This window comes from Kribbella sp. NBC_00382 (genome assembly GCF_036067295.1).
In the GTDB taxonomy this organism is placed as follows: Bacteria; Actinomycetota; Actinomycetes; order Propionibacteriales; family Kribbellaceae; genus Kribbella.
In genome coordinates, this window is sequence record NZ_CP107954.1 from 3473943 (window position 1) to 3497245 (window position 23303).

General features: G+C 67.2%; 24 protein-coding genes. 7 read left to right on the plus strand and 17 right to left on the minus strand.

What is annotated here, in order from left to right; all coding sequences use genetic code 11:
• Window positions 1-86: 86 nt before the first annotated feature.
• Both OHA70_RS16980 and OHA70_RS16985 read right to left on the minus strand, forming a co-directional pair.
• Window positions 87-887, minus strand: a complete 801-nt coding sequence (locus tag OHA70_RS16980; protein WP_328333608.1) for an RDD family protein — start codon at window positions 885-887, stop codon at window positions 87-89.
• A gap of 113 nt (window positions 888-1000) precedes the next feature.
• The gene (locus tag OHA70_RS16985; RefSeq protein WP_328333610.1) at window positions 1001-1708 is read right to left on the minus strand and encodes an RDD family protein; all 708 of its coding nucleotides are present in this window, start codon (window positions 1706-1708) and stop codon (window positions 1001-1003) included.
• Window positions 1709-1810: 102 nt separating this feature from the next.
• Here OHA70_RS16985 and OHA70_RS16990 point away from each other — a divergent pair, with 102 nt between their 5' ends.
• Together OHA70_RS16990 and OHA70_RS16995 are read left to right on the plus strand one after the other, a co-directional pair.
• Window positions 1811-2257 carry a DUF2752 domain-containing protein gene (locus OHA70_RS16990; RefSeq protein WP_328333612.1) on the plus strand — a complete coding sequence of 149 codons (447 nt, stop codon included), beginning with the start codon at window positions 1811-1813 and terminating at the stop codon, window positions 2255-2257.
• Between the two features lie 17 nt (window positions 2258-2274).
• The gene (locus OHA70_RS16995; protein WP_328333615.1) at window positions 2275-2826 is read left to right on the plus strand and encodes a hypothetical protein; all 552 of its coding nucleotides are present in this window, start codon (window positions 2275-2277) and stop codon (window positions 2824-2826) included.
• A gap of 66 nt (window positions 2827-2892) precedes the next feature.
• Here OHA70_RS16995 and pstB read toward each other — a convergent pair whose 3' ends face one another.
• The 8 genes from pstB to OHA70_RS17035 all read right to left on the minus strand — a co-directional run bounded on the left by pstB (window position 2893) and on the right by OHA70_RS17035 (window position 12488).
• Window positions 2893-3669: a phosphate ABC transporter ATP-binding protein PstB gene (gene pstB / locus OHA70_RS17000; protein WP_328333617.1), complete on the minus strand. Its 777-nt coding sequence runs from the start codon at window positions 3667-3669 to the stop codon at window positions 2893-2895.
• A 20-nt stretch (window positions 3670-3689) separates the two neighbouring features.
• Window positions 3690-4610, minus strand: coding sequence for a phosphate ABC transporter permease PstA (gene pstA, locus OHA70_RS17005; protein ID WP_328333619.1), 921 nt, complete (start codon window positions 4608-4610; stop codon window positions 3690-3692).
• Window positions 4607-5800 carry a phosphate ABC transporter permease subunit PstC gene (gene pstC / locus OHA70_RS17010; RefSeq protein WP_442913891.1) on the minus strand — a complete coding sequence of 398 codons (1194 nt, stop codon included), beginning with the start codon at window positions 5798-5800 and terminating at the stop codon, window positions 4607-4609. Before pstC ends, pstA begins: the two co-directional genes overlap by 4 nt.
• 116 nt (window positions 5801-5916) lie before the next feature.
• Window positions 5917-7047 (minus strand): phosphate ABC transporter substrate-binding protein PstS, encoded by a 1131-nt coding sequence (gene pstS / locus OHA70_RS17015; protein WP_328333621.1) that lies wholly within the window; start codon window positions 7045-7047, stop codon window positions 5917-5919.
• Between the two features lie 298 nt (window positions 7048-7345).
• The gene (locus tag OHA70_RS17020; RefSeq protein WP_328333623.1) at window positions 7346-8668 is read right to left on the minus strand and encodes a hypothetical protein; all 1323 of its coding nucleotides are present in this window, start codon (window positions 8666-8668) and stop codon (window positions 7346-7348) included.
• A 124-nt stretch (window positions 8669-8792) separates the two neighbouring features.
• A complete protein-coding gene (locus tag OHA70_RS17025) occupies window positions 8793-9266 on the minus strand; it encodes a bifunctional nuclease family protein (RefSeq protein WP_442913892.1) in 474 nt (157 codons plus the stop codon).
• A 170-nt stretch (window positions 9267-9436) separates the two neighbouring features.
• Complete coding sequence (locus tag OHA70_RS17030; RefSeq protein ID WP_328333624.1) at window positions 9437-10318, minus strand: NUDIX hydrolase; 882 nt, start codon at window positions 10316-10318, stop codon at window positions 9437-9439.
• A gap of 10 nt (window positions 10319-10328) precedes the next feature.
• Window positions 10329-12488 carry an RNA degradosome polyphosphate kinase gene (locus OHA70_RS17035; RefSeq protein WP_328333626.1) on the minus strand — a complete coding sequence of 720 codons (2160 nt, stop codon included), beginning with the start codon at window positions 12486-12488 and terminating at the stop codon, window positions 10329-10331.
• Window positions 12489-12624: 136 nt separating this feature from the next.
• Between OHA70_RS17035 and OHA70_RS17040 the strand changes: the two genes are divergently transcribed.
• On the plus strand, window positions 12625-13629 hold the full coding sequence (locus OHA70_RS17040) for an alpha/beta hydrolase (protein ID WP_328333628.1): 1005 nt from the start codon (window positions 12625-12627) through the stop codon (window positions 13627-13629).
• On the opposite strand, the gene OHA70_RS17045 is transcribed toward OHA70_RS17040, so the two are convergent.
• The 3 genes from OHA70_RS17045 to mshD form a co-directional block, all read right to left on the minus strand.
• Window positions 13630-14568, minus strand: coding sequence for a hypothetical protein (locus OHA70_RS17045; protein ID WP_328333630.1), 939 nt, complete (start codon window positions 14566-14568; stop codon window positions 13630-13632).
• Window positions 14565-15191, minus strand: coding sequence for a DUF6318 family protein (locus OHA70_RS17050; protein ID WP_328333632.1), 627 nt, complete (start codon window positions 15189-15191; stop codon window positions 14565-14567). Before OHA70_RS17050 ends, OHA70_RS17045 begins: the two co-directional genes overlap by 4 nt.
• Window positions 15192-15350: 159 nt before the next feature.
• Window positions 15351-16283: a mycothiol synthase gene (mshD, locus tag OHA70_RS17055; RefSeq protein WP_328333634.1), complete on the minus strand. Its 933-nt coding sequence runs from the start codon at window positions 16281-16283 to the stop codon at window positions 15351-15353.
• A 125-nt stretch (window positions 16284-16408) separates the two neighbouring features.
• On the opposite strand from mshD, the gene OHA70_RS17060 reads away from it, so the two are divergent.
• Window positions 16409-18184, plus strand: coding sequence for a bifunctional metallophosphatase/5'-nucleotidase (locus OHA70_RS17060; RefSeq protein WP_328333636.1), 1776 nt, complete (start codon window positions 16409-16411; stop codon window positions 18182-18184).
• A gap of 125 nt (window positions 18185-18309) precedes the next feature.
• Here the strand turns inward: OHA70_RS17060 and OHA70_RS17065 are convergent, their stop codons facing one another.
• Both OHA70_RS17065 and OHA70_RS17070 read right to left on the minus strand, forming a co-directional pair.
• The gene (locus tag OHA70_RS17065) at window positions 18310-19245 is read right to left on the minus strand and encodes a hypothetical protein (RefSeq protein WP_328333638.1); all 936 of its coding nucleotides are present in this window, start codon (window positions 19243-19245) and stop codon (window positions 18310-18312) included.
• Between the two features lie 105 nt (window positions 19246-19350).
• Window positions 19351-19971, minus strand: a complete 621-nt coding sequence (locus OHA70_RS17070; RefSeq protein WP_328333640.1) for a TetR/AcrR family transcriptional regulator — start codon at window positions 19969-19971, stop codon at window positions 19351-19353.
• A gap of 123 nt (window positions 19972-20094) precedes the next feature.
• Here OHA70_RS17070 and OHA70_RS17075 point away from each other — a divergent pair, with 123 nt between their 5' ends.
• Window positions 20095-20976 (plus strand): TIGR03620 family F420-dependent LLM class oxidoreductase, encoded by an 882-nt coding sequence (locus OHA70_RS17075; protein WP_328333642.1) that lies wholly within the window; start codon window positions 20095-20097, stop codon window positions 20974-20976.
• A 31-nt stretch (window positions 20977-21007) separates the two neighbouring features.
• On the plus strand, window positions 21008-21766 hold the full coding sequence (locus OHA70_RS17080; RefSeq protein ID WP_328333644.1) for an SDR family NAD(P)-dependent oxidoreductase: 759 nt from the start codon (window positions 21008-21010) through the stop codon (window positions 21764-21766).
• Between the two features lies 1 nt (window position 21767).
• Here OHA70_RS17080 and OHA70_RS17085 read toward each other — a convergent pair whose 3' ends face one another.
• Window positions 21768-22073, minus strand: a complete 306-nt coding sequence (locus OHA70_RS17085; protein WP_328333646.1) for a hypothetical protein — start codon at window positions 22071-22073, stop codon at window positions 21768-21770.
• A 102-nt stretch (window positions 22074-22175) separates the two neighbouring features.
• Window positions 22176-22886 carry a winged helix-turn-helix transcriptional regulator gene (locus tag OHA70_RS17090; protein ID WP_328333648.1) on the minus strand — a complete coding sequence of 237 codons (711 nt, stop codon included), beginning with the start codon at window positions 22884-22886 and terminating at the stop codon, window positions 22176-22178.
• Window positions 22887-23048: 162 nt separating this feature from the next.
• On the opposite strand from OHA70_RS17090, the gene OHA70_RS17095 reads away from it, so the two are divergent.
• On the plus strand, window positions 23049-23288 hold the full coding sequence (locus OHA70_RS17095) for a MoaD/ThiS family protein (RefSeq protein WP_328333650.1): 240 nt from the start codon (window positions 23049-23051) through the stop codon (window positions 23286-23288).
• Window positions 23289-23303 lie beyond the last annotated feature (15 nt).

Sequence of the window (23303 nt, forward strand, 5' to 3'; positions counted from 1 at the left end):
TGGAAAAACATCGAGGCCGCTTCTCCGCCACCGCGATGCACGCACCTGAACACCGCTCACTGTCAAACAACGTCGGACTCGGGTCACTAGACCTTGACGACGTAGGTGCTCATCACCTTGTCGTGCCAGGTCTGCTTCTTGTCGTCCCACAGCGGCCACAGCGAGTTGAGTAGGCAGGCCTGGTCGAAGATGCCGCGCAGGATGTCGCGCAGCAGCGACTTGCCGGCGCCGATCGGCTGGAAGTAGGTGGCGTCCACCAGCTTGATCTTCAGCACGCTCTTGCCGACGCTCTGCCCGGTCTTGCCCTGCCGGATCACCCGGTTCCACACCCATAGGCCGATGCTGGCCAGGATGCCGAGGATCAGCAGGATGACGGCGAACGCGCTGGGGCCCTCGTTGCTGGAGGTGGTGTAGCTGTCGCCATCGGAATTGGCGATGACGTTGGCGATGAAGATCGCGTACGCGATGCCGGCGGGGATGCCCGACACCAAGCCGTCCAAGAGCGCGGCGCCGACCCGGGATCCCCAGTCGGCGAGCTCGGACCCGGGGGCGCCGTAGCCGAAGCCCTGCTGGAACGGGTCCTGGCCGCCGTACGCCGGCTGCTGCTGCCCATACCCAGGCTGGCCGTAGCCAGGCTGGCCGTACTGGGGTTGCCCGTACTGCGGCTGACCGGGCTGGCCGTACTGCGGCTGCTCAGGCTGGCCGTACTGCGGTTGCCCATACTGCGGCGGCTGGCCGTAGTCAGGCTGGCCGTAGCCCGGTTGCCCAGCTGCCGGTTGCCCAGATCCCGGTTGCTCAGCTCCCGGCTGGCCGTAGCCGGGCTGGCCGGGTGGCTGGTCCTGGGGGTCCTGGGGACGGTCTTCGGGACCGTTCGGAGGGGTGGTCACTGAAATTCCCTTCAAAGCCTTGATCGCCAGGTCGGAGACGACCTTGCCATGCCGACCATGCCATGCCGGACGCCGTGACCGCTGCAGGCCACGGCGTCCCGCGTGCTACCTGGTCAGAGCTTGACGACCAGGGTGTTGTTGATCTTGTCCGCGAAGGTCTGCTTCTTCTCGTCCCACAGCGGCCACAGGTAGCCGACGTAGCAGACGGCGCCGTCGAGAATGTGGGTGAGCTGGCGGACGAACGCCTTGGCCGCACCGACCGGCTGCCCGGTCGCGGCGTCGATCAGGCTGATCTTGACCACCGACTTGCCGATGGTCTGGCCGGTCTGGCCCTGCCTGATGACGACGTTCCAGATACCGAGGCCGATGGCGACCAGGAAGAACAGCAGCGTGAAGATGCTGCTGACCGACCGGCCGAGCGTAATACCGATGGCGTACGGCACTCCGACCAGCAGGGAGTCGATGATCGCTCCACCGGCCCGCAGCGGCCACTCGGCCAAGGTGCCCGTCGGAGCACCGTAGCCCGGCTGCTGCCCGTACTGCTGCGGATACCCGGGCTGCTGCCCGTACTGCGGTTGCCCGTACTGCGCCGGCGGCTGCCCATAACCCGGCTGCTGCCCGTACTGCGGCTCCTGCCCGTACTGCGGCGCCTGCGGCTGGCCGTACCCGGGCTGCTGCCCGTAGCCCGGCTGCTGCCCAGGCTGGCCGTATTGACCAGGCTGCTCGGGCTGCTGGCCGTACTGGCCGGGCTGTTGGCCGTACTGACCCGGTTGGTTCGGGTCTTGCGGGCCGTAACCCGGCGGTGGCGTCGGAGTGCTCACGACGATCCCTTCTACTGACATGAGGAGTGGTAGCGCTCTGACGGATCAGCTGTGTCGGCGGATCCCATCAAGTTGCCTGAGGTAGGAGATACCTTGGTAGATGTGACCCTGACACAGCAAGCTGTTGTACTCCGGCCGCACGGGCCGGTCGAACCGCTGGACCGGCGGGTGCTCGGCGTCGCCGGCGTCGGTGTCGGCGGTTTCGCTCTCGCAGGTGTTTATCAGCTGTCCGGTTCACTGCACCTCGGCATCCCGTGCTTGCTGCACGCCACCACCGGCCTGAACTGCCCGTTCTGCGGTGCGACCAGGATGGCCGCGGCGTTGCTGCGTGGCGATCTGGACGCCGCCTGGCACTTCAACCCGGTCGTGCTCGTCCTCGGCCCGCTGATCGGTGTTGCCATCGGCTACCAACTGCTGACCTGGGCGCTGGAGAGCGCGCGGCTGATCAAGCTGCCCCGGCTGCGGATGAGCCCGGTGACGCTGAAATGGTTGCTCAGGGCCCTCGCGGTTGTATTGGTCGTCTATGGGATCGCCCGCAATCTGAACTGAGACACTAAGGTGTTCCAGTGACTCAGCCTCCTTTGCCAGATGAGAACGGCCAGCAGCTCGAGCCATTCGGCCAGCAGCCGACGCAACCGCCGGCGCCGCAGCAGCCGGGTCCGCAGGATCAGTTGCCGATGGCCCCGCAATACGGAGCCCCGCAGTACCAGGCTCCGCAGTACCAGCAGGTCCAGGGGCAGCCGGTGCAGCCGCCCGCGCAGGCGCTGCCGGCCGGGCCGGTGCTGGTCACGATCGGGGACATCTCCGTCGAGCAGTACCGGATCGTCACTCCGGCCGGCGTGCTGCCGACCCAGGGGACGAACTGGTCGGCGATGGACATGACCCGGACCGAGGAGAAGATCCCCGCCTACGCGATCGTGCTGGCGATCATCTTCTTCCTGTTCTGCCTGCTCGGCCTGCTGTTCCTGCTGATCAAGGAGCGCAAGACGACCGGCTTCGTCCAGGTGACGGTCCAGCACGGGAACCGTACCCACAACACGCACGTGGCGGCTGCCAATCCGACCCAGGTCGCCGACACGCTGGCCAGAGTCAACTACGCCCGCACCCTCTGCGTCTGAGACCCCTTGCAGGCAAGGGATCCGGGCGCAGCGGGCACGGGCGCGGCGTAGTACCGGCTGGAGGTTTTAGCCGAAGCGGCCGGTGATGTAGTCCTCGGTGGCCTTCTCGTTCGGGTTGGAGAAGATCATCTTGGTCGCGCCCATCTCGATCAGCCGGCCGGGCTTGCCGGTGGCGGACAGGTTGAAGAAGGCGGTCTGGTCGGAGACGCGGGCCGCCTGCTGCATGTTGTGGGTCACGATGACGACCGTGTACCGGTCCTTCAGCTTCTCGATCAGGTCCTCGATCGCCAGCGTCGAGATCGGGTCGAGGGCCGAGCAGGGCTCGTCCATCAGGATCACCTCGGGCTCGACCGCGATCGCCCGGGCGATGCACAGCCGCTGCTGCTGACCACCCGACAGGCCCGAGCCGGGCTTGTCGAGGCGGTCCTTGACCTCGTTCCAGAGGTTGGCGCCCTTCAGCGACGTCTCGACCACCTCGGCGAGCTTCTTCTTGTCCTTGACCCCGTTCAGCTTCAGGCCGGACGCGACGTTGTCGAAGATCGACATGGTCGGGAACGGGTTCGGCCGCTGGAACACCATGCCGACCACGCGGCGGACGGCGACCGGGTCGACCCCGCTCGCGTACAGGTCCTGCTGGTCCAGCAGCACCTTGCCCTCGACCCGGGCGCCGGGGATCACCTCGTGCATCCGGTTCAGGGTGCGCAGGTAGGTGGACTTGCCGCAGCCGGACGGGCCGATGAACGCGGTGACCGAGCGGGGCTCGATCGTCATCGACACGTCCTCGACAGCCTTGAAATCGCCGTAGTAGACGTTGAGGCCGCTGACCTCGATGCGCTTAGCCATATCGACTCAGAACCTCTCGACTATTTGGACTTGATGGTGCTGAACCGGGCGATCAGCCGGGCCAGCAGGTTGAGGGCGAGGACCAGGAGGATCAGCGTGAGCGCCGTCGCCCAGACCCGGTCCGCGGCGGCCGGCAGGGCCATGTCGCCGCGGTCGTTGTTGATCATGGTCGGCAGCGCGCCCATGAAGCCCGAGAACGGGTTGTAGTTGATCACCTTGGAGTAGCCGACCAGGATCAGCAGCGGAGCGGTCTCACCGATCACCCGGGCCAGGCCGAGCATGACGCCGGTGATGATGCCACCGAAGGCCGTCGGCACGACGATCTTGAGGATCGTCTTCCACTTCGGCACCCCGAGCGCGTACGCGGCTTCGCGCAGCTCGTCGGGTACCAGCTTGAGCATCTCCTCGGTGGAGCGCAGGATGACCGGCATCATCAGCAGGACCAGCGACAGCGATACCGCGAAGCCGATCCGGTTCTGGCCCAGGATGGTCACCCAGACCGCGTAGACGAACAGCGCGGCGACGATCGACGGCACACCGGTGAGGATGTCGACCATGAAGCTGACCACCTTGGCCGGCTTGCTGCCCTTGCCGTACTCGATCAGGTAGACCGCGCCGAGGATGCCGAGCGGGACCGCGATCGCCGCGCAGATCAGCGCCATGATCAGGCTGCCGATCAGCGCGTGGTACGCGCCGCCACCCGCGCGGCGCGAGGTGATGCCACGCTGCGACTGCGACCACCAGTTGGCGTCCAGCACCAGGTGGTAGCCCTTCGAGATGACCGTCCAGAGGATCCAGCACAGCGGGATCAGCGCGATCAGGAAGCAGAGCGAGATCAGCACCGTGGCCAGCGTGTTGCGGAAGGCACGGGCGCCGGACTTGCCGGTCAGGTCGAGAACCTTGCCGTCGTACTGCGGACGGTTCGCGGCGATGGTGCTCACGCGGCTGCTCCTTCTTTGGCGGCTGGCTTCGGCCGGTGCGTCCGGCGATTGGCCCCCGGGCCCGAGCGGGCCACGATGATCCGGGCCGCCGAGTTGACGATGAAGGTGACGACGAACAGCACCAGGCCGGCCGCGATGAAGGCGCCGGTCTTGGCCGGGGTGTCGAGCTCGGCCGCGCTGGAGGCGATCTTCGAGGCGAAGGTCTCACCACCGGCGAAGATCGACGGGTCCCACTTCGCGATCGGGTTCGGCTGGGACAGGATGATCAGCATCGCGACGGTCTCGCCGAGCGCGCGGCCCAGGCCGAGCATCGCGGCGCTCGTCACACCGGAGCGACCGTACGGCAGGACGGCCATCCGGATCATCTCCCACTTGGTGGAGCCCAGTGCCAGGGCGCCCTCGCGGTGGGTGACCGGGGTCTGCGCGAAGATCTCCCGGCTGATCGCGGTGATCACCGGCAGGATCATGATGGCCAGTACCAGGCCCGCGGTGAAGACGGTGCCCCGGTCGGCGTTGGCGGCTTCCTTGAACAGCGGGAACCAGCCGAGCACGTCGGAGATCGCGTGCGAGACGGGCTGGACCACCGGGGCGAAGAAGATCAGGCCCCACAGGCCGTAGATGATCGACGGTACGGCGGCGAGCAGGTCGACCACGGACGCGACCGGACGGGCGAGCCGCGGCGGAGCGTAGTACGTGATGTAGAGCGCGACACCGATCGCGATCGGGACCGCCACCACCATCGCGATCAGCGAGCTGACCAGGGTGGTGTAGAAGAGTGCGGCGATACCGAAGTTCGGGTGGTCGCCACCGGGCAGCCAGGTGCGGGAGAAGAGGAAGTTGCCCTCGTTGTCGGCCAGCGCCGGGATCGCCAGTGCCAGCAGGAAGATACCGACGAACGCGACGATCGCGACCACCAGGCCGCCGGAGCCGCGGGCCATCCCGGCGAACAGCCGGTCCCCGAGGTGACCGACCGGGCCCAGGTCGAGTCCTTTCCGGCCTTCGCCTGCGGTCGGTTCCGTCGCCGTCGCAGTACCGGCCGGGTGCTCGGCGGCCTCGTGCTCGGCGTGCTCCTCGGCCAGGCCCTCGAACCGCGGGGCCGGCCCGGAGGTCTCGTGGACCAGGTCCTCGATCCGGGGTTCTTGCGTGCCTTCCGGCCGGTCTGGCGGTTCCGTGCCGTCTGGACTACTCATCGATGGTGCTCCAAGCGCCTGGGTCGGGTGGTCAGGTCTGCTTCACGAGGCGAAGCCCCGGCCGTCTGAGAGGGACTCTCGGACCGGCCGGGGCTCGCAGGTGGTAACGGTTTTCGTCAGCTGATCGACTGGATCGCGGCGTCGACCTTGATCCGGATCTCTTCCGGCAGCGGCGCGTAGTTCAGGTCGGTCAGAGCGGCCTGACCGTCCTTGCTGGCGAAGTAGCTCAGGAAGCTCTTCACCATCGCGGTCTTCTCGGCCGGCAGACCCTTGCTGCAGACGACCTCGTAGGTTGCCAGGATGATCGGGTAGGCGCCCGCCACCTTGGTCGCGTAGTCCAGCTTGAGGGCCAGGTCGCTACCGGTACCGGCCGGCTTCGCGGCGGCCAGCGCCTTGCCCGCGGACTCGGCGGTCAGCTCGACCGGGGTGCCCGAACCGTTGTCGATCTGCGCGATGCCGAGCTTGTTGTCGACCGCGTAGGACCACTCGACGTAGGTGATCGAGTTCTTGGTGCTCTTGACGCCCTCGGCGACACCCGCGGACTTGTCCTTGCCGGCGCCGGTGCCGGTCCACTTCTTGGCCGGCTCACCCTTCCAGGCACCCGCGCCGGAGGCGGCCAGGTACTTGGTGAAGTTCTCGGTGGTACCGGACTCGTCCGAGCGGAAGAAGACCGAGATCGGGGCCGACGGGAGCGTGACGCCCGCGTTCAGCTTGGCGATCGCCGGGTCGTTCCAGGTCTTGACGGTGCCCTGGAAGATCTTCGCGGCGGTCGGGCCGTCGAGGACCAGCTTCTGCAGACCGTCGACGTTGTAGGCGATCGCGATCGGGCCGATCACCATCGGCAGGTCCAGCGCCGGGTTGTTCTGGCAGCGCTTGGCGGCCTGTGCCGTCTCCGGCTCGGCGCCGTCCTTACCCTCGGTCTTGAGGGCGGAGTCCGAACCGGCGAAGTCGACCTGGTTCGCGTTGAACTGCTTGATGCCCGCACCGGAACCGGTCGGGTTGTAGTTCACCGTGACGTCGGCGCACTTCTCGTTGTACTTGGAGATGACTTCCTCGATGGCGTTCTTCTGCGCCGAGGAGCCCTCGGCGTTCAGGGTGCCCTTCGGGCAGTCGCCACCGGCAGCGGTGGTGCTGCCCGGGCTCGAGGAGCCGGCGGGCTCGGGGTCGGAGCCACAGGCGCTCAGGGCGAGGACGCCGAGGGATGCCACGGCGACGGTGCCGACGCGGAGCAGGCGATTGACGGACACGAGAGTGTTGCCCTTCTGCAGGATTCAGACTTGTTGAACTTCCACAGACGGTAGGGAGACCAAGTGACCGACCGGTCCGTCGCCGGTGAACGAGCGGTGAACGGTTCCAATAGCGTGTGCGACGCTTGGCGTGCCGCCAGGCGGCCAGCAGGTGAACTGAGTTAAGACCCGTGACGCTGAGTCACCTGAAACGGTCATTTGCTCACGTTTCGGTAACGCTCAGCGCATCCCGCCGAACGCGGAACCGGCCCGCGCCAAGAGTAGGCGCAGGCCGGTCCGGTTCGGAATCGCGGAGAGGTTAGCGAACAGTGAGTTTGAAGGCGCGGCTGGCCGTCGCCACGATCGGCAGGCCGTTCATGCTCATCTTCGGCACCACCACCCGCCAGGACCGGGTGGTGCCGCGGCCGGACGCCTTGAAGGACAACGTGCCCGTGCCCTTGACCAACGGCACGTACCCGGCGTGGCGCCAGACCTTGCCATCGAGCCATTGCAGGTCGGCCTTGACCGTCCCCGCGGGCTGGACGCTGACCGTTGCCTTGACCGCCTGGCCAACCGATGCGGTGGTCAGGTTGAAGCCCGCGGTGGTGAACCTGGCCCGGGTGCTGACCCGCCGGAGCGAGGTGGAGATCGCCGGGGCGACACTCAGTTCGTGGGCCAGAACGTATGACCGGGCCGGAACGGAGAGCCGGTACTCCTGGCCGCCGTACGAGCGGATGCTGGCAGTGAACTGCAACTTCTGGTCCTTGTACGTCCCGATGGTCTTCCAGGGACGAGTGGCATCGGGTCGCGCCTGCAGAAGAGCCTGGATGCCTGGCTTGGCGACGAAGGGATTCGCCGGGTCCTGACAGTTGACCAGCGCGTTCGCACACAGCCGCACGCCCGCGACGGCGATGAACGGAAGGCTCAGGCCGTAGTCGGCGACGGCAGGCACGGTGAGTCCCGCGGTCTGCTCGCTGAACGCGACGGTCGCAATGCCCGGGTGGTTGTTCCCGAAGACCCACTCGTTACTGGATCGGATCGAGACGGGATAAGGACGGGGACGGGGCGGCAGGGTCACGGTGCTGGTGCCCGCGGGCAGGACGAGCGACAGACGCGGGGCGGTCGGAGTCGCGTCGGAAACGACGTTCACGTAGTCCTCGGACGGCGTCACGTCGAGCGGATCGGCGGGGGTCGTGTCGGCAGGGACCTCAGCGAACGACCAGTCCAGCTTCAGCGAGCCGTCCGGGAGCGGCGCCGCCTTCGTGAAAGTCGCCAGTGGCGCGCCGATGGTGTCGAACCAGGGCGAGACGACCGGGGCGCTCTCGACGCCGGATCCGTCCACGCTGACCACGCTGATGCGCGCGACCCTGTTGGCATCCAGCAGACTGCCCGTCTTGAGGTACTCGTTGGACGTGCCCGCCAGCCGCGCGCCCAGGGTGACGAAGCCGCCACCCTGGTACTCGACCCGCACCTTGTTGGCTTCGCCGCTGTCCGCCCAGGTGATGCTGATCTGCTGGTGCTTCGGCTGAACCCAGCCGATCTGCAAGCCGGTCGGCGCCTCCGGGCCCGCGGCCCAGGCGGGGAGCTGGGCTCCGCCGAGGAGGATCAGGGCAGCCGTCGTGGCAGCGATTGTCTTGCGCATGGAGAGGAGACCCCCAGGAGAAGTAAGCCTGGCGAGTGGCCCCCCGGCCGCCAGTACGTCGGGGTGCAACTTAGCGCACGGAGTACGGCGTACAGAACATGGATTGCAGCTTGTTGCAATCGGCTCAGCTGGAGAAGTCCTCGGGGTGTACTCCGTCGAGGAACTGGCGGAAGCGTTCGAGCTCGGCCTGCTCTTCCTCCGGGGTGGCCACGCCGGCCTCCTGGAGGACCTGTTCGGTGCAGCGGATCGGGGTGCCGAGGCGGACCGCGAGCGCGACCGAATCGCTCGGGCGGGACGAGACACGGGCGCCGTTGCCGAGCAGGAGCTCGGCGTAGAAGACGCCATCGCGCAGCTCGACGATCTCGACCGCCTCGATGGTGACGCCGAAGGCCTCGATCACATCGCGCATCAGGTCATGGGTGAGCGGCCGGGACGGGCGCAGGCCCTGTTCCTCGTAGGCGATCGCGGTGGCCTCGACCGAGCCGATCGAGATCGGCAGGTAGCGGTAGCCCTCGGTCTCGCGCAGCATCATCACGGGCGCCCGATTGGGCGACTCCATCCGGATCCCGATCAGAGTGAGCTCTCGCATCGTCGTCATGGCGCCCCGACCTCTCCGTGAGCCGGCGCCCGGTGGGACGCCTCGGTAGGAACATACCCGCCCTGGCCGACGTCACCCGGCGCAGCCCACCCGCTGTTTCCGGAAGAGCGAACAGATTGTGCCTGAACGGTGACTGTCGCAGGCTGTCGAAGGGCGATGACGAAGGGTGCTCAGGGTGCCCGGAAGCGCTCGTAGACCAGCCGGCCGCCGTCGAGCTGGTGGGCGATCAGGACGGCGCCGGGGGAGAACTTGCCAACCTTCAGCCCGAGCGCCTTCGACAACGCGGGCAGGACCGGGCGATGCGAGCAGACGACGGTGATCTTGCCGGGCTTCCAGGAATGTTCGGCCATGCCCTCGATCGCGTACGGATCGGACGCGTACCCGCGCTCGGAGATCTCCGGGTGCAAATGGATCTGGCGGCCGATCTCCGCGGCGTACGGGGTGATGGTGGAGACGCATCGCTCGGCGTCGCTGCTGCGGATCCGGTTGACGCCGACGGCAGCCAGTACCTCCACCAGCCGCTCGGCCGTCGCGTGGCCGACCTCGGTCAGCGGGCGGTTGGTGTCCTTGCCGTCCCAGTCCTTGCGTTTGACCGCCTCGGCATGACGGACCAGCACCAGTGTCGAGATGACCGGCGTGACGATGGCCAGCGCATCGAGGATGTCGACGTCCCGCGGGTAACTGAGCCTGCCCCGCGCGCTGTCGAGCGGCAGCCACTCCAGCTTGTCGACCTCGTCGTTGGGCACGAACTCCCGCTCGGCCCCGATCAGCTCGGCCGACCAGTAGTGCACCATCTTGGGCACCGTACTGCCGTTCTTGCGGACGTCGTACCGCTGGATGCCGAGCGGTGGACCGATCAGCACCCGCTGGCCGGTCTCCTCCTCGATCTCCCGGCGAGCCGCGACCAGCACGTGCTCGTGCGGAGTCAGCTTGCCTTTGGGATGGGACCAGTCGTCGTACCGCGGGCGGTGCACCAACAGGATCTCCCGGCCGTCAGGGCCGTCCCGCCACACGACACCACCCGCGGCGATCACCGTCGCCGGGCTGCTCACGATTTCAACCTTAAGTAATAGGGTCCGTTTGCCGGCGCCGGCCACGCGTCGAGATCAGGCGTTCCTGCAGATCACGGAGCGGCTCGCCGTTGGCGTCGGTCAGCCGCGCTTGCCAGGTGTCGTCGGGCTGCAGCCACCAGGACCCGGTCCGCTCGTCGAACCCGAGATCGAACAGGTCAGCAAGCTCGTTGAGGTGGTCCTGCTCCTTCAGCTGGACCAGTACCTCCACCCGGCGGTCCAGGTTGCGGTGCATCAGGTCGGCCGAGCCGATCCAGACCTCGGGCTCGCCGCCGTTCTCGAAGAAGAACACCCGGCTGTGCTCCAGGAACCGGCCCAGGGTGCTGCGGACCCGGATGTTCTCCGACAGCCCGGGCACGCCCGGACGGATGGTGCAGATGCCCCGGATCCACAGCTCTACCGGTACTCCGGCCTGCGACGCGCGGTACAGCGCATCGCAGAGGGCCTCGTCGACCAGGCTGTTCACCTTGATCCGCACCCGGGCAGGGCGGCCGGAGAGGTGGTGCTGCACCTCACGCTCGATGCGGTCGAGCAGGCCCCGGCGTACCGACTGGGGAGCGACCAGTAGCCGGCGGTAGCCGCTGGAGCGGGCGAACCCGGACAGGTGGTTGAACAGGTGCGCGATGTCCTCGGTGACCACCTTGTCGCTGGTGAGCAGGCCGAGGTCCTCGTACAGCCGGGCGGTCTTGGGGTGGTAGTTGCCGGTACCGATGTGGGCGTACCGCCGCAGCCCGTCCGGCTCCTCGCGGACCACCATGGAGAGCTTGCAGTGCGTCTTGAGCCCGATCACGCCGTACACGACGTGACAGCCCGCGTGCTCCAGTTGGCGGGCCCACTTGATGTTGGCCTGCTCGTCGAAGCGCGCCTGGATCTCGACCAGGACCAGGACCTGTTTGCCGGCCTCGGCCGCGTCGATCAGGGCGTCCACGATCGGTGAGTCGCCACTGGTGCGGTACAGGGTCTGCTTGATCGCCAGTACGTGCGGATCGGCGGCAGCCTGCTCGATGAAGCGCTGCACGCTGGTCGAGAACGAGTCGTACGGGTGGTGCACGAGCACGTCGCGCTGCTTGAGCGCGTGGAACATGTCGGCCGGGTTGGAGGTCTCCACCTCGGCCAGATGCGGGTGCGTCGACGGGACGAACGCCGGGTACTTGAGCTCGGCCCGGTCCAGCGCGGCGATCGTGAAGAGGCCGCGCAGGTCCAGCGGGCCGGGCAGCTCGAACACCTCCGCCTCGGTCACGCCGAGCTCGGAGACGAGCAGCGCGCGCACCTGCGGGTCGATCGACTCCTCCACCTCGAGCCGGACCGGCGGGCCGAACTTGCGCCGCAGCAGCTCCTTCTCGAGCGCGGCGAGCAGGTTCTCCGCGTCGTCCTCTTCCACCTCGAGGTCCTCGTTGCGGGTGACCCGGAAGGTGTGGTGCTGGGTCACCTCCATGCCGGGGAACAGCTGGCCCAGGTGCGCGGCGATGACGTCCTCGAGCGGGACGAACTTGCCGTCGGCCACCGTGACGAACCGCTGCAGCAGCGGCGGCACCTTCACCCGGGCGAAGTGCTCGCCGCCGGTGTCCGGGTTGCGGACCACGACGGCCAGGTTGAGCGACAGGCCGGAGATGTACGGGAACGGGTGCGACGGGTCGACGGCGAGCGGGGTCAGTACCGGGAAGACGCGGTCCCGGAAGAACCGGGTCATCGTCTCGCGCTCTTCGGTGCTCAGCTCGTCCCAGCGGAGGATGTCGATCCCCTCCTCGACCAGCGCGGGCAGCACGACCTTGCGCCAGGTCTCGGCCTGCCGGTCCATCAGCTCGCGGCTGCGGGTCAGGCTCCGGTCGAGCACCTCACGCGGCAACAGCCCGCTGGCGGCCCGTACTGCGACGCCGGCGGCGATCCGGCGCTTCAGCCCGGCGATCCGGACCATGTAGAACTCGTCCAGGTTGTTGGCGAAGATGGCCAGGAACTTGGCCCGCTCGAGCAACGGGACCCGGTCGCTCTCGGCCAGCTCGAGCACCCGCTGGTTGAACGCCAGCCAGCTCAGCTCGCGGTCCGAGAACCGGTCCTTGGGGAGATCGTCGGCCTGCGTGATGTCGTACGGGGGTTCGACGTCGTACTCCCGGTTGTGCGACGCCAACAAGTCTCCAGCCACGTTGACCAGCATCCCATCCTTGGGTGAACAGCAGGTTGCCTCGACGGCGAGGCGGACGTTGTTGCTAGCGTCACACCTTGTGAACAGCCGAGTGGACACCATGCTGCGGACCGCCTTGAACACGGTACAAGGCAGTGCCCTGAAGCCCGTGACAGCTTTGCCTCCCGCGCTCCGGAGGCGGCTGGCGGGCGCCCCGATCCAGATCGACGGGAACGTCCTCGACCCTGAACTGCAGCTGTTGCTGCGGCTCGAGGGATGGTTGCCGGGCGCAAAGAAACAGTCCGTCGCCACCGCGCGGGCGAACCTGCTGTCCGTGTCGAAGCTCGTCGCGGGGCATCCTCGCGAGCTACTCCGAGTGACGGAGCTCACGGTCCGCGGCGCCGACGGCCAACTCGGTGCCCGCCTGTACGTCCCCCGCGCGGCCCCGTCGTCGGGCGGCGGCCTGCTGGTGTTCTTCCACGGCGGCGGCTGGGTGGTCGGCGATCTGGACAGCCACGACGCGTACTGCCGCGACCTTGCCGAGGAGGCCGGTATCCGGGTCCTGTCGGTCGACTACCGCCTGGCCCCCGAGGCCGAGGCCCCGGTCGCCGCCGAAGACGCGATCGCCGCCTTCAGTTGGGCGATCGAACATGCCGAGGACCTAGGCGCTGACCCTGCCTTGGTCGGAGTAGGCGGCGACTCAGCCGGCGGCAACCTTTCAGCCGTGGTCGCCCAGCAATGCGTCGTACGCGGCCTACCGTCCCCTGCTCTCCAGGTCCTTCTCTATCCGGCCGTAGACCTCGCCTACCGCCGCCCCAGCCGAGACCTCTTCGCCGAAGGCTTCTTCCTCACCGACGAAGACATCACCTGGTACCTGAACCACTACACCCCGGACCCCTCAATCCGAAAGAACCCCCTCGTCTCCCCGATCTACGCCGAAGACCTCACCGGCGTAGCCCCCGCCTACGTGGTCACCGCAGGCTTCGACCCCCTCCGAGACGAAGGCAACGACTACGCCACCCGCCTCCGCGAGTCCGGCGTCCCCACCACCCACACCTGCGAGCCCACCATGGTCCACGGCTTCGCCAGCATCCTCGCCCTCCCCGGCGAAACCCGCTCAGCCCAAAAACGAATAACCACCACAATCCGCCACCACCTGAACCCCACCCCCTAACTACCGCCCCGGCTCAACCAACACCGGCACAGCCTCCCGCACCCGCAGGGCTGTCGCGGGCCCGGTGATCGGCACAACCCCCTCCACGTACTGCCACCCGGTCCCCGCCACATTGAACCGAGCCGCGTAGTTGGTGGTGAGAGTCAGCTGCACCCCAGCCTTCTTCATGTACTTGTGCGTGATGTCCTTGGCCGGATAAGGCCTGCCGGGCGTCGTGGTAGTCACCGAGGCGCCGTCCCCAAATCTCCACGTATAACTCATCGGCATCGCCTCAACCGCAACAGGAAACCCGAGCACGGTCACGGTGTCCGTGTAAACCCTGCTCTCGTCCGTATAAACGATCGTCTCCAAATTAACCAACGTCCGCCCAGTCGGCTGCACCTTCACGTGAAGCTTCGGAAACAAAACGTTCTTACTCTCAGCCAACACCTCCCCCCACCGCACATCCTCCGGCCGAGGAACCCGAACCCGAACAGCCATACTCGGCGAAACCTCCGGCCGCCCCGGCTCATCCGGCAGCACGTCATCCTCCATGGCCGGCAGGCAACGAGTCATGTTGGCAGTATTCGGTCCGCGGAACCCGCAGAGGCTGATATTGAGACGAAAGGGCTGCGTGTCGTCGTCGGCAGGATTGGTGGAGGTTTGCCGCAATAGTGGGTGCGAGCCTCGCGATTTAGCTCCCGTGCTTGCCTTTCCGGCGCCCGCAGTTTTCTTCTCCATGCGATTGGTCTGTTTTGCGCCGACCGACGCACCCCACGCATGTTTCTTGACTTTTGTCGGTGGCGGTTTCGGCTTTGCGATGGAACGCGTCGTTGGGTCGAGTTCAGTCGATGTTGGGGCGGCGTCGGCGACATCGCCAACGAAGGTCAGCGTCAGGCCGGCGACAAGTGCAGCGACTGCGCTGAATGCCGGCAACTTCACCCGGTCGAGGCCGTTCATTCGTTGATCTGCATCTCGTACATCACCCAGTTTCCGGCGCTGGGGGAGAGCGTGAACTCCATGGTCCCCGTACCTGCCGGTTGGGGAACCGGCGAGGCCCCCGGGGTTGCCCGCTCTTGGAAGGTTCCGCTCTTCAGCGAGGCTGATCCTCCCAGGTGACCGGACTTGCCGCGATAGATCTCCTTCACGTCGATCAGTCGGTCCTTGAAGTCACCTTGGAGCCCACCGTTCTTCGCGTTGATCTTGCGCACGTAGCCCGCAATCCCTTTGCAGCCGACGCAGCCTTTGTCACTTTCCGCCAGAAGCAGCTCAGCGTCTCCTGTGGAGTATGCGTAGTTGAGCAGGTCCACGTAGTAGCCAATGAAGGCCTCGCCCGCTGCCAAGGTCGACCCGGCGGCTAATGCCGGTCGTGTCGGCGCATCTGTTGGCGTACTCGGGGGAGTCGATCCGGCGCTCGAAGGTGTCGAAGCGGTGGTGTTCGTCGTCGCCGACGACTGTGGTGGAGCGGTGTTGGGGCGGCCTGCTTCGGGGCTCTTGTTGTTGCAGCCAGCTAGTGCGGCGGCGCAGAGGCAGGCCAGGGTTAGGGCGGTGGCTTGCCTGTTGCGGGTTGTCACGGGTGTCACCTCTCCGTAGTCGGTCTTGATCGTAACCGGGGAGGGGAGCGGGGGGAGAGGCGGAAGGTGTGGGCTGTGGATAAGTGGTTGGGGGCCAGGAGCCGCCCGGCTGGGGGGTAAGAGGCTCGGACGGCTCCTGGTTGAGGGTGGGACGTACGGGTAGCGCGATTATGACGCGGAGTTACCGGGTGAATTCGGTGTGACACCGTTCACAGGGGCGAACTGGACGTCCAGGGCGGCTGTGGTGAAGCCGAGGTGGGTGTAGAGGGTGTGGGCGGCGGTGTTGGTGCCGTCTACGTAGAGGACGACTGAGGTGAGGCCGCGGTCCTCCTGGAGGTGGCGGATGCCTTCTAGGGTCAACGCCTTGCCTAGGCCTGCGCCCTGGTGGTCGGGGGAGACGCCTACTACGTAGACCTCGCCGAAGGGTTCCGAGCCTTCGTCTTCGTGCACCTTTGTCCAGTGGAAGCCTGCGACCGAGTCGTCGGCGGTGACTGCCAGGAAGAAGCCGGCAGGGTCGAACCAAGGCTGTTGCAGCCGGTCCGCCAGATCCGCCTGCGTCCAGCTGCCCTGCTCCGGGTGGTGCGCAAAGGCGGCGGCGTTCACCGCCAGCCAAGCGCTGTCGTCCTGCCCCGGTACGAACGTGCGCACCGTCACCCCCTCCGGCCAGACAGCCGCAGGCACCGGCGCGCTCGCCCGGCGGAGGAAGTACAGCTCCCTCGCCACCTCGAGCCCCAGCCGCGCCGCCAGCTCATCCGACCCAGCCAGCCGCCCATGCGCCCACACGCGTAGCTCGGAGCCACCGTGGTCGAGCAGCATCCGCAACAGTGCAGTACCGAATCCCTGTCGCCTGTGCTCCGGGCCGACCACCAACTCCGCCGACCCGTCCGGCCCCAATGAGCCGTACCCGGCCAGCTCGCTCGAGCCGGGCTCACCGGCGTACGCGAGGAAGTGCGCGTCCCCTGGATGTTCTCCTTCGAGGTGCAGCAGTGTCTGCTCGGAGAGGGGATTGACTCCGTCGCTCTCAGCAGCGGACCGAGCGAGTTCGGTGATCTTGGCGACGGTGGCCGGGGGCAACGGTGAGGGAACGACTTCGAGGGTCACCCCGATACCGTAAAAGGTCCTGGTGAGTTCACCGTCGAGACCTTGGTCAGCCACGCCGTAGCAAGGTAATTTTCGGGCACCGCGCACCAGCGGTGATCGAAACGACGACAGAGAAGACGAAGAACATGGCCTTCACAGGACGAGACAAGACGTGGCTGCGCGGACCCCGGGCGGTTGCCCTGGTGGCCGCCGGTGCCACCGTGGTGCTCGGCTTGGCCACGGGGGGAACCGTGACCCAGGCTGCGCCGGCGAAACCCAAGCCGACGCACACCCAGATCCAGCTGCTCGCGATCAACGACTTCCACGGAAACCTGGCGCCCAACCCGGCGACCAGCTCCGGCGGCAACGTGAACGGCACGCCCGCCGGCGGCGCGGAGTATCTGGCGACCCAGCTCAAGTTGCTGCGCGACTCCGCCGAGGCGCAGGGGCAGGACTCCGCGACGGTGGCCGCCGGTGACCTGATCGGCGCCTCACCGCTGCTGTCCGCGGCGTTCCACGACGAGCCGACCATCGAGGCGATGAACGAGATGGGGCTGGACGCCACCTCGGTCGGCAACCACGAGTTCGACGAGGGCTACAAGGAGCTTCTGCGGATGCAGAAGGGTGGCTGCCTGCCCGACGGCGACGGCGCGAACAACCAGAACTCCTGCCCGGACCCGAAGGCGAAGTTCAAGGGCGCCGACTTCGCCTACCTGTCGGCGAACGTGTTCTACGAGAACACCGACAAGACCCTGTTCGCGCCGTACATGATCAAGAAGTTCCACGGTGGTCAGAAGGTCGCCTTCATTGGTATGACGCTGGAGGCCACCCCGAACATCGTCACCAAGTCCGGCGTCGAGGGCCTCGCCTTCAAGGACGAGGTGGAGACCGCCAACGCGCTGGTGCCGAAGCTGAAGAAGCAGGGCGTCGAGGCGATCGTCGTACTGATCCACGAAGGCGGGGTGCTGTCCGACCCGAAGGCGTTCAACGGCTGCCCGGGGATCTCCGGACCGATCACCGACATCGCCAAGAACCTCGACCCTGCGATCGACGCGGTCATCTCCGGACACACCCACCAGTCGTACAACTGCTCGATCAACGACCCGGCCGGCAAGCCGCGCCTCGTCACGAGCGCGTCGTCGTTCGGCAAGGTCGTCACCGAGGTCCGGCTGAGCATCGACCTGGCCACCAACGACGTGGACCGGCTGAACACGCTGGCGAACAACCACATCGTCACCCAGGACGTGCCCAAGGATCGCGACCTGACCAAGCTGATCACCAAGTACCAGACGCTGGTCGCGCCGATCGAGACCAAGGTGATCGGCCACATCACCACCCCGTCGGTGGTGAAGACGCCGGACGACTCGCAGGAGTCCCCGCTGGGTAACCTGATCGCGGATGCACAGCTGGCCGACCCCTCGACCGTCACCAACGGCAAGACGCCGGTGGTCGCGTTCATGAACCCGGGCGGTATCCGGGCCGACCTGGCCTCCAACGCGGGCGCGGTGACCTTCGGCCAGGCGTTCACGGTCCAGCCGTTCAACAACTTCCTGGTCTCGATGGACATGACCGGGACGCAGATCAAGACCCTGCTGGAGCAACAGTTCTCCGGCGCCAACCAGGCTGCGAACAAGGTGCTCCAGGTCTCGGGCATCACCTACACCTACAACCCGGCCGCCGCGCCGGGCGCCAAGGTCGTGGCGGGTTCGATCAAGATCGCGGGCCAGCCGCTGGTCGACGGTACGACGTACCGGATCTCCACGAACAACTTCCTCTCCGACGGCGGTGACGGCTTCCCGGCCTTCACCACCGCGACCGACAAGTTCTTCGGTGGTCTGGACATCGACGCCTTCGCCAACTACCTCGCCGCACACGACCCGTACACCCCGGGCCCGACGGACCGGATCTCGCTCGGTTCCTGACCCACGCCGCAGCACCAAGACGCCCGGGCGGTTCTCCACTGACCGCCCGGGCGTTGCCCCACCGCCGCCAATAGGAACGCACCCAAGGCCTGCGACAGCCGGCGTCGTCGCAAGCTGGTCTGCGGTCAGATGGCGAACTGCCAGTCGTAGCCGCGATCGAGCGGTTCGGTGAAGGTCTCTTCCTCGCAGCCGCGAGTGAAGCCTCGCGCGGCGGCGTCCCAGTCCGAACCGGTCCGGATCGCTATCCCCAATGAGCCGCGCAAGCCCGTAAGTGTTGCTGTGCTCTTGGCGCGCAGATACATCGATGCCTGGGTCTTGCCCGAGGTCGACACCACGATCAAGGCGTCGGTCGAGCGCTTGTTGGTGACCCGGATCTGCGCGGAACCACGCTTCCCGACCCGCTGCACCACGTGTCCGTTGGTCCCACGCCGCGGCGCCGGCATCCGCGGTGGAGCCGGCAGCAACTTGCGGCCGAAGGTGGTCCGTCGGCCTGTCGGATTCATGCCCTGCGTGATCGCGTCGTAGATGTCGAGGTTCGCGAAGTAGATGAAGGTGGCCAGAGGTTCCGCCACGGTGCAGCCGTCGACGGGACTGTTCAGGAGGTCGCCGATCAGACTGCCGGAGAGGGTCTGCAGTGCATCTTCGTGCACAGCGGCGAGCCGGGGCGGAGGGTCGACGAGGCGGAGGATCACGGCCTGTTGGGCGATCACCGCAGTCAGCAGTTCGCGATAGGCGTTCGCCGAGGCGATGGACTTCGCCGCCATCGCCCTCGTCAGGTTGCGCCGCATCGTGGCTTCGATCCGCGCGAGCACCCCCTGGTACGCCGCGACGCTGAGCGGCCCCGAAGTCGTGGCGGTCGGCGCCGGGGTGCTAGTCGATGGCAGGGTGCTGGTCGATGCCGGAGTGCTCGTGGCAGACGCGTTGGCCGCAGCCGCGGGTGACCCTGCGTCCGGCGAACAGCCACCACACACCAGCACGACCCCCACCAGACCAGCAATCCGCCGCCCAGCAATCCACTGCCCAGCAACCCATGGCCGGGCGATCCGCCGTCCAGTAACCACCATCGCTCCTCCGAAGGCCGGGGCCGAAGCCGAGGTCCGGATTGAATGGTCGCCCTGTCGACGGTTGCGCTGAGTCGCCTGTCCGCTTCCTGCCGACGCCGAGAGTCAGCGGTTTCCGCTGGAAGCCGGCTGGGTGGTCATTGCTGTGAAGGCCTGTTCGGCGATGGCCGCAGACTTTTGCAGAGCTTCGCGCGGTACGCCGGCAGCCGCGTGCACCGCATGGCCTTCGGACACCACCATCACGAATCGTGCCAAGGCGTCCGGGTCGGCGTCGGCTGGTAGATCCCCCTGCTCGATCGCCAGACGGAACCGGTCGGCGAAAGCCTTCTCCCCGCCGAGCCGGCTGGCCGCGAGGAACTGCGCGACATCCTGGTTCTCCGCGCTGCAGGACACGCCGCCCTGGATCGACAGGCACCCGTTCGGCTTGTCCTCGAGCGTCACCGCGACCACGTTGTCGCGCAGAAACCGCTGGACCACACCAAGCGCGGTCGGCTCCGCGAGGGCAGCAGCCGCATAGGCCATGTCGTGCTCGGCGTAGTGCGCGATCACCCGGCGGAAGAGATCCGCCTTGCCGCCGAATACGGCGTACAGGCTGGGTTTGTTGACGCCCATGGCGGTGGTCAGGTCGGTGATCGACGTGCCCTCGTACCCCTGCCGCCAGAACACCTCGACGGCGCGCTCCAGCGCCTCGTCCTCGTCGAACGTGCGCGGTCGTCCTCCCGGCATCTGCCACCTCCTGCTCCCGACCCTACAGTTCTTAACCGCTCGGTTCAAAAATTTGCCTGAAGCTTCAACCACTGCTAGCTTGAGTTTCTAACCGAACGGTATGAAACCCAAGGAGTTAGAGCTATGGACGGCAGTGTTGAGCAGGCCCTGGGGCGGGTCGGGGTCTGGAGCATGGAGCTGCGCAATGCAGGGCAGCCAGGGGTCGAGGCCGCGGCCGAGCTGGCCGAGCGGGGGATCACCGCAGTCTGGATCCCAGGCCTCGACGGCCGCGGCATCTTCGACGACACGGACGAGTTGCTGACCGCATCGCCCAGCACGTACGTCGTACTCGGTGTGCTCGGCATCTGGCGCCAGGAAGCATCCGTCCTGGCGGCGAAGGTCCAAGAGCTCGACCTCCGGCACGGCCCGCGGACGATCGTGGGACTCGGTGTGAGTGATCGCAACGCGGCCGCCGCAGTGGGGCAGACCTATACGAGCCCAGTCGGGGCGGTCAGCGACTACCTAGATGAGTTGGCCAAAGAGCAAATCCCGAGTGATCGGTTGCTGCTCGGCGCTCTCGGTCCGCGGATGGCGCAGCTCGCGGCGGACCGTACCGCCGGGATTCACCCCTTCCTGGTGAGCCCGGAGTACACCGCGAGAATGCGCGCCCAGCTGGGTGCCGACGCGCTCATCGCGCCGCATCAGGCGGTCGTGTTCAGCACTGACGCCGAGCAGGCGCGTGCGGTGGCTCGCGATCAGCTCGGGATGTTCATCGGATTCGATGCCTACCGCAACAATCTTCGACGGCTCGGCTACACCGACAGCGATCTTGTACCCGGCGGAAGCGACCGCCTGATCGACGCACTGGTCGCGTGGGGCGACGACGAGGCCATCAGCCGCCGACTTCGCGAGCACCTGGATGCCGGAGCCGACCACGTCGCCGTACAGGTGCTCCCCGCTACACCAGTTGCGGGTCTTCCAGTCAGGGACTGGCGCCGACTGGCGGATCTCGCGCTCTCTATCTGACCTTCTCAACCATCATCGAAAGGATCTCATCATGGGACAGCTGGACAACAAGGTCGCACTCGTCACGGGTGCCACCAGCGGTATCGGCCTCGCTTCGGCCCGCCGCCTCGCGACCGAAGGTGCTCACGTCTTCATCACCGGCCGCCGCAAGCCCGAGCTCGACGCCGCCGTCGCCGACATCGAGCAAGCCGGCGGACAGGTCACCGGAATCGCGAGTGACGTCGCGAGCCTCGACGACCTCGACGCGCTCTTCGGGGCAATCACCCAGTTCGGCCGCGGGCTGGACATCGTCCACGCCAATGCGGGCGGTGGTGGATTCGCGCCGCTCGGCACGATCACGCCCGAGGACTTCGATCAGACCTTCGGGATCAACGTCCGCGGCACGCTCTTCACCGTGCAGAAGGCGCTCCCGCTACTCAACGACAAAGCCACGATCGTCCTGACCGGTTCGACCTCGGCCACCGACGGGACGCCGGCGTTCAGCGTGTACGCCGCGACGAAGGCCGCCATCCGGTCCTTCGGCCGCACCTGGGCCGCGGAGTTGGCGCAGCGCGGGATCCGGGTGAACACCGTCATCCCCGGCCCGACCAACACCCCGGGGCTGGCGGGTCTGGCGCCGGACGCGGAGCAGGCGACCGCGTTGCTGGGCTCGATCGCTTCAGGTGTGCCGCTCGGGCGGCTCGGTGAGCCCGAGGAGATCGCCAACGCCGTACTGTTCCTGGCCTCCAGCGAGAGCAGCTTCATGACCGGCGCCGAGATCTTCGTCGACGGCGGCACCAACCAGCTCTGAGCTAGAGCAGGAACCTGAGGACGACCAGGGCGAAGGCGACGCCGGTCGAGAGGGCGGCCTTGATGGAGCCGACGCCCTGGCGCAGGCCAGTGGCGAAGACGGCCACGGTAAGCGGTACCAGCATGACCAGCAGGGTGACGCCGGCCGCGTGGACGCCGACGTGGGAGCGGCCGGTCAGGACGACCCCGAAGATCAGCGCGAAGGTCAGGCCGAGCCAGGTTGTGGGCTGGATCGGGCCGTCCGTGCGGACCTGACGGTGTGAAGCGCGAGCGCCTCGGCGGTGCGAAGTCGGAGCAGCGTGCGCCATCGGTCACCTTCCGTGAAAAGACCGAATACGCACCGTAGCAGCACGAATACGCTGCGGGTCAAGCCCGGAACTTACGCGCCCGGTCCAGTCCGGAATGCTCGATCAGACGGAGACGTCGGCTGTTTCGCGGTCCTTGGAGGGCGGGATGACGAAGCGGTAGCCGACGTTGCGGACGGTGCCGATCAGCGACTCGTGCTCGGGGCCGAGCTTGGCCCGCAACCGGCGGACGTGGACGTCGACCGTACGGGTGCCGCCGAAGTAGTCGTAGCCCCAGACCTCCTGGAGCAGCTGCTCGCGCGTGAACACCCGGCCGGGGTGCTGGGCGAGGAACTTGAACAGCTCGAACTCCTTGTACGTGAGGTCGAGCGCCCGCCCGTTGAGCTTCGCCGTGTACGAGGCCTCGTCGATCACCACGTCGCCGCTGCGGATCAGCGACGTGTCGGGGTCCTCGTTGCGGGCGGCGGCCAGGCGGCCGATCACCAGTCGCAGCCGGGCCTCGATCTCGGCCGGGCCGGCGGTGTCGAGCAGGACGTCGTCGGCGCCCCAGTCGGCGTTCACGGCGGTCAGGCCGCCTTCGGTGACGACCAGAATCAGCGGTACGTCGATGCCGGTGGTACGGATCAGGCGGGACACCCCGCGGACCGTGACCAGGTCGCGGCGGGCGTCGAGGAGGACGGCGTCGGCGTCGGGCGCGTCCACAAGGGCGGCGACCTCGGCGGGCAGGATGCGGATCTGGTGTGGCAGCAGGGCGAGCGACGGCAGCACCTCGGTGGAGGCCTGCAATGCGTTCGTCAGCAGAAGCAACGTGCTCACGCTGTCTCCTTGTGCTGGTCGTCGAGCCCCTGGTGAGCGACCCGGTCCTTATGCACGTCAGGCCCCAGCGGCGTCATTGCCGGGGGCCCGAGTCACACTGGATAGCAACAGCAAGCTGACATAATAGCTGATGACAAACCCGATCAGTGAGGCCCAACCCAGATGCCGGAAGTGACCATCAGGTACTTCGCCGCTGCGCGCTCCGCGGCTGGGGAGGCCGCCGCGACGGCTGAGGCGGGTTCCATCAAGGATCTTGTCGGTGTGGTCTCGGCGGGGAGACCCGAGTTGGCGCGGGTGCTCGGCATCTGCACCTTCCTGCTCGACGGCGAGCGCGTGGACCTCGACACCGGCCTCACCGACGGCGCCCTGGTCGACGCCCTGCCCCCCTTCGCCGGCGGCTGAGGACCCTCTCCGAGC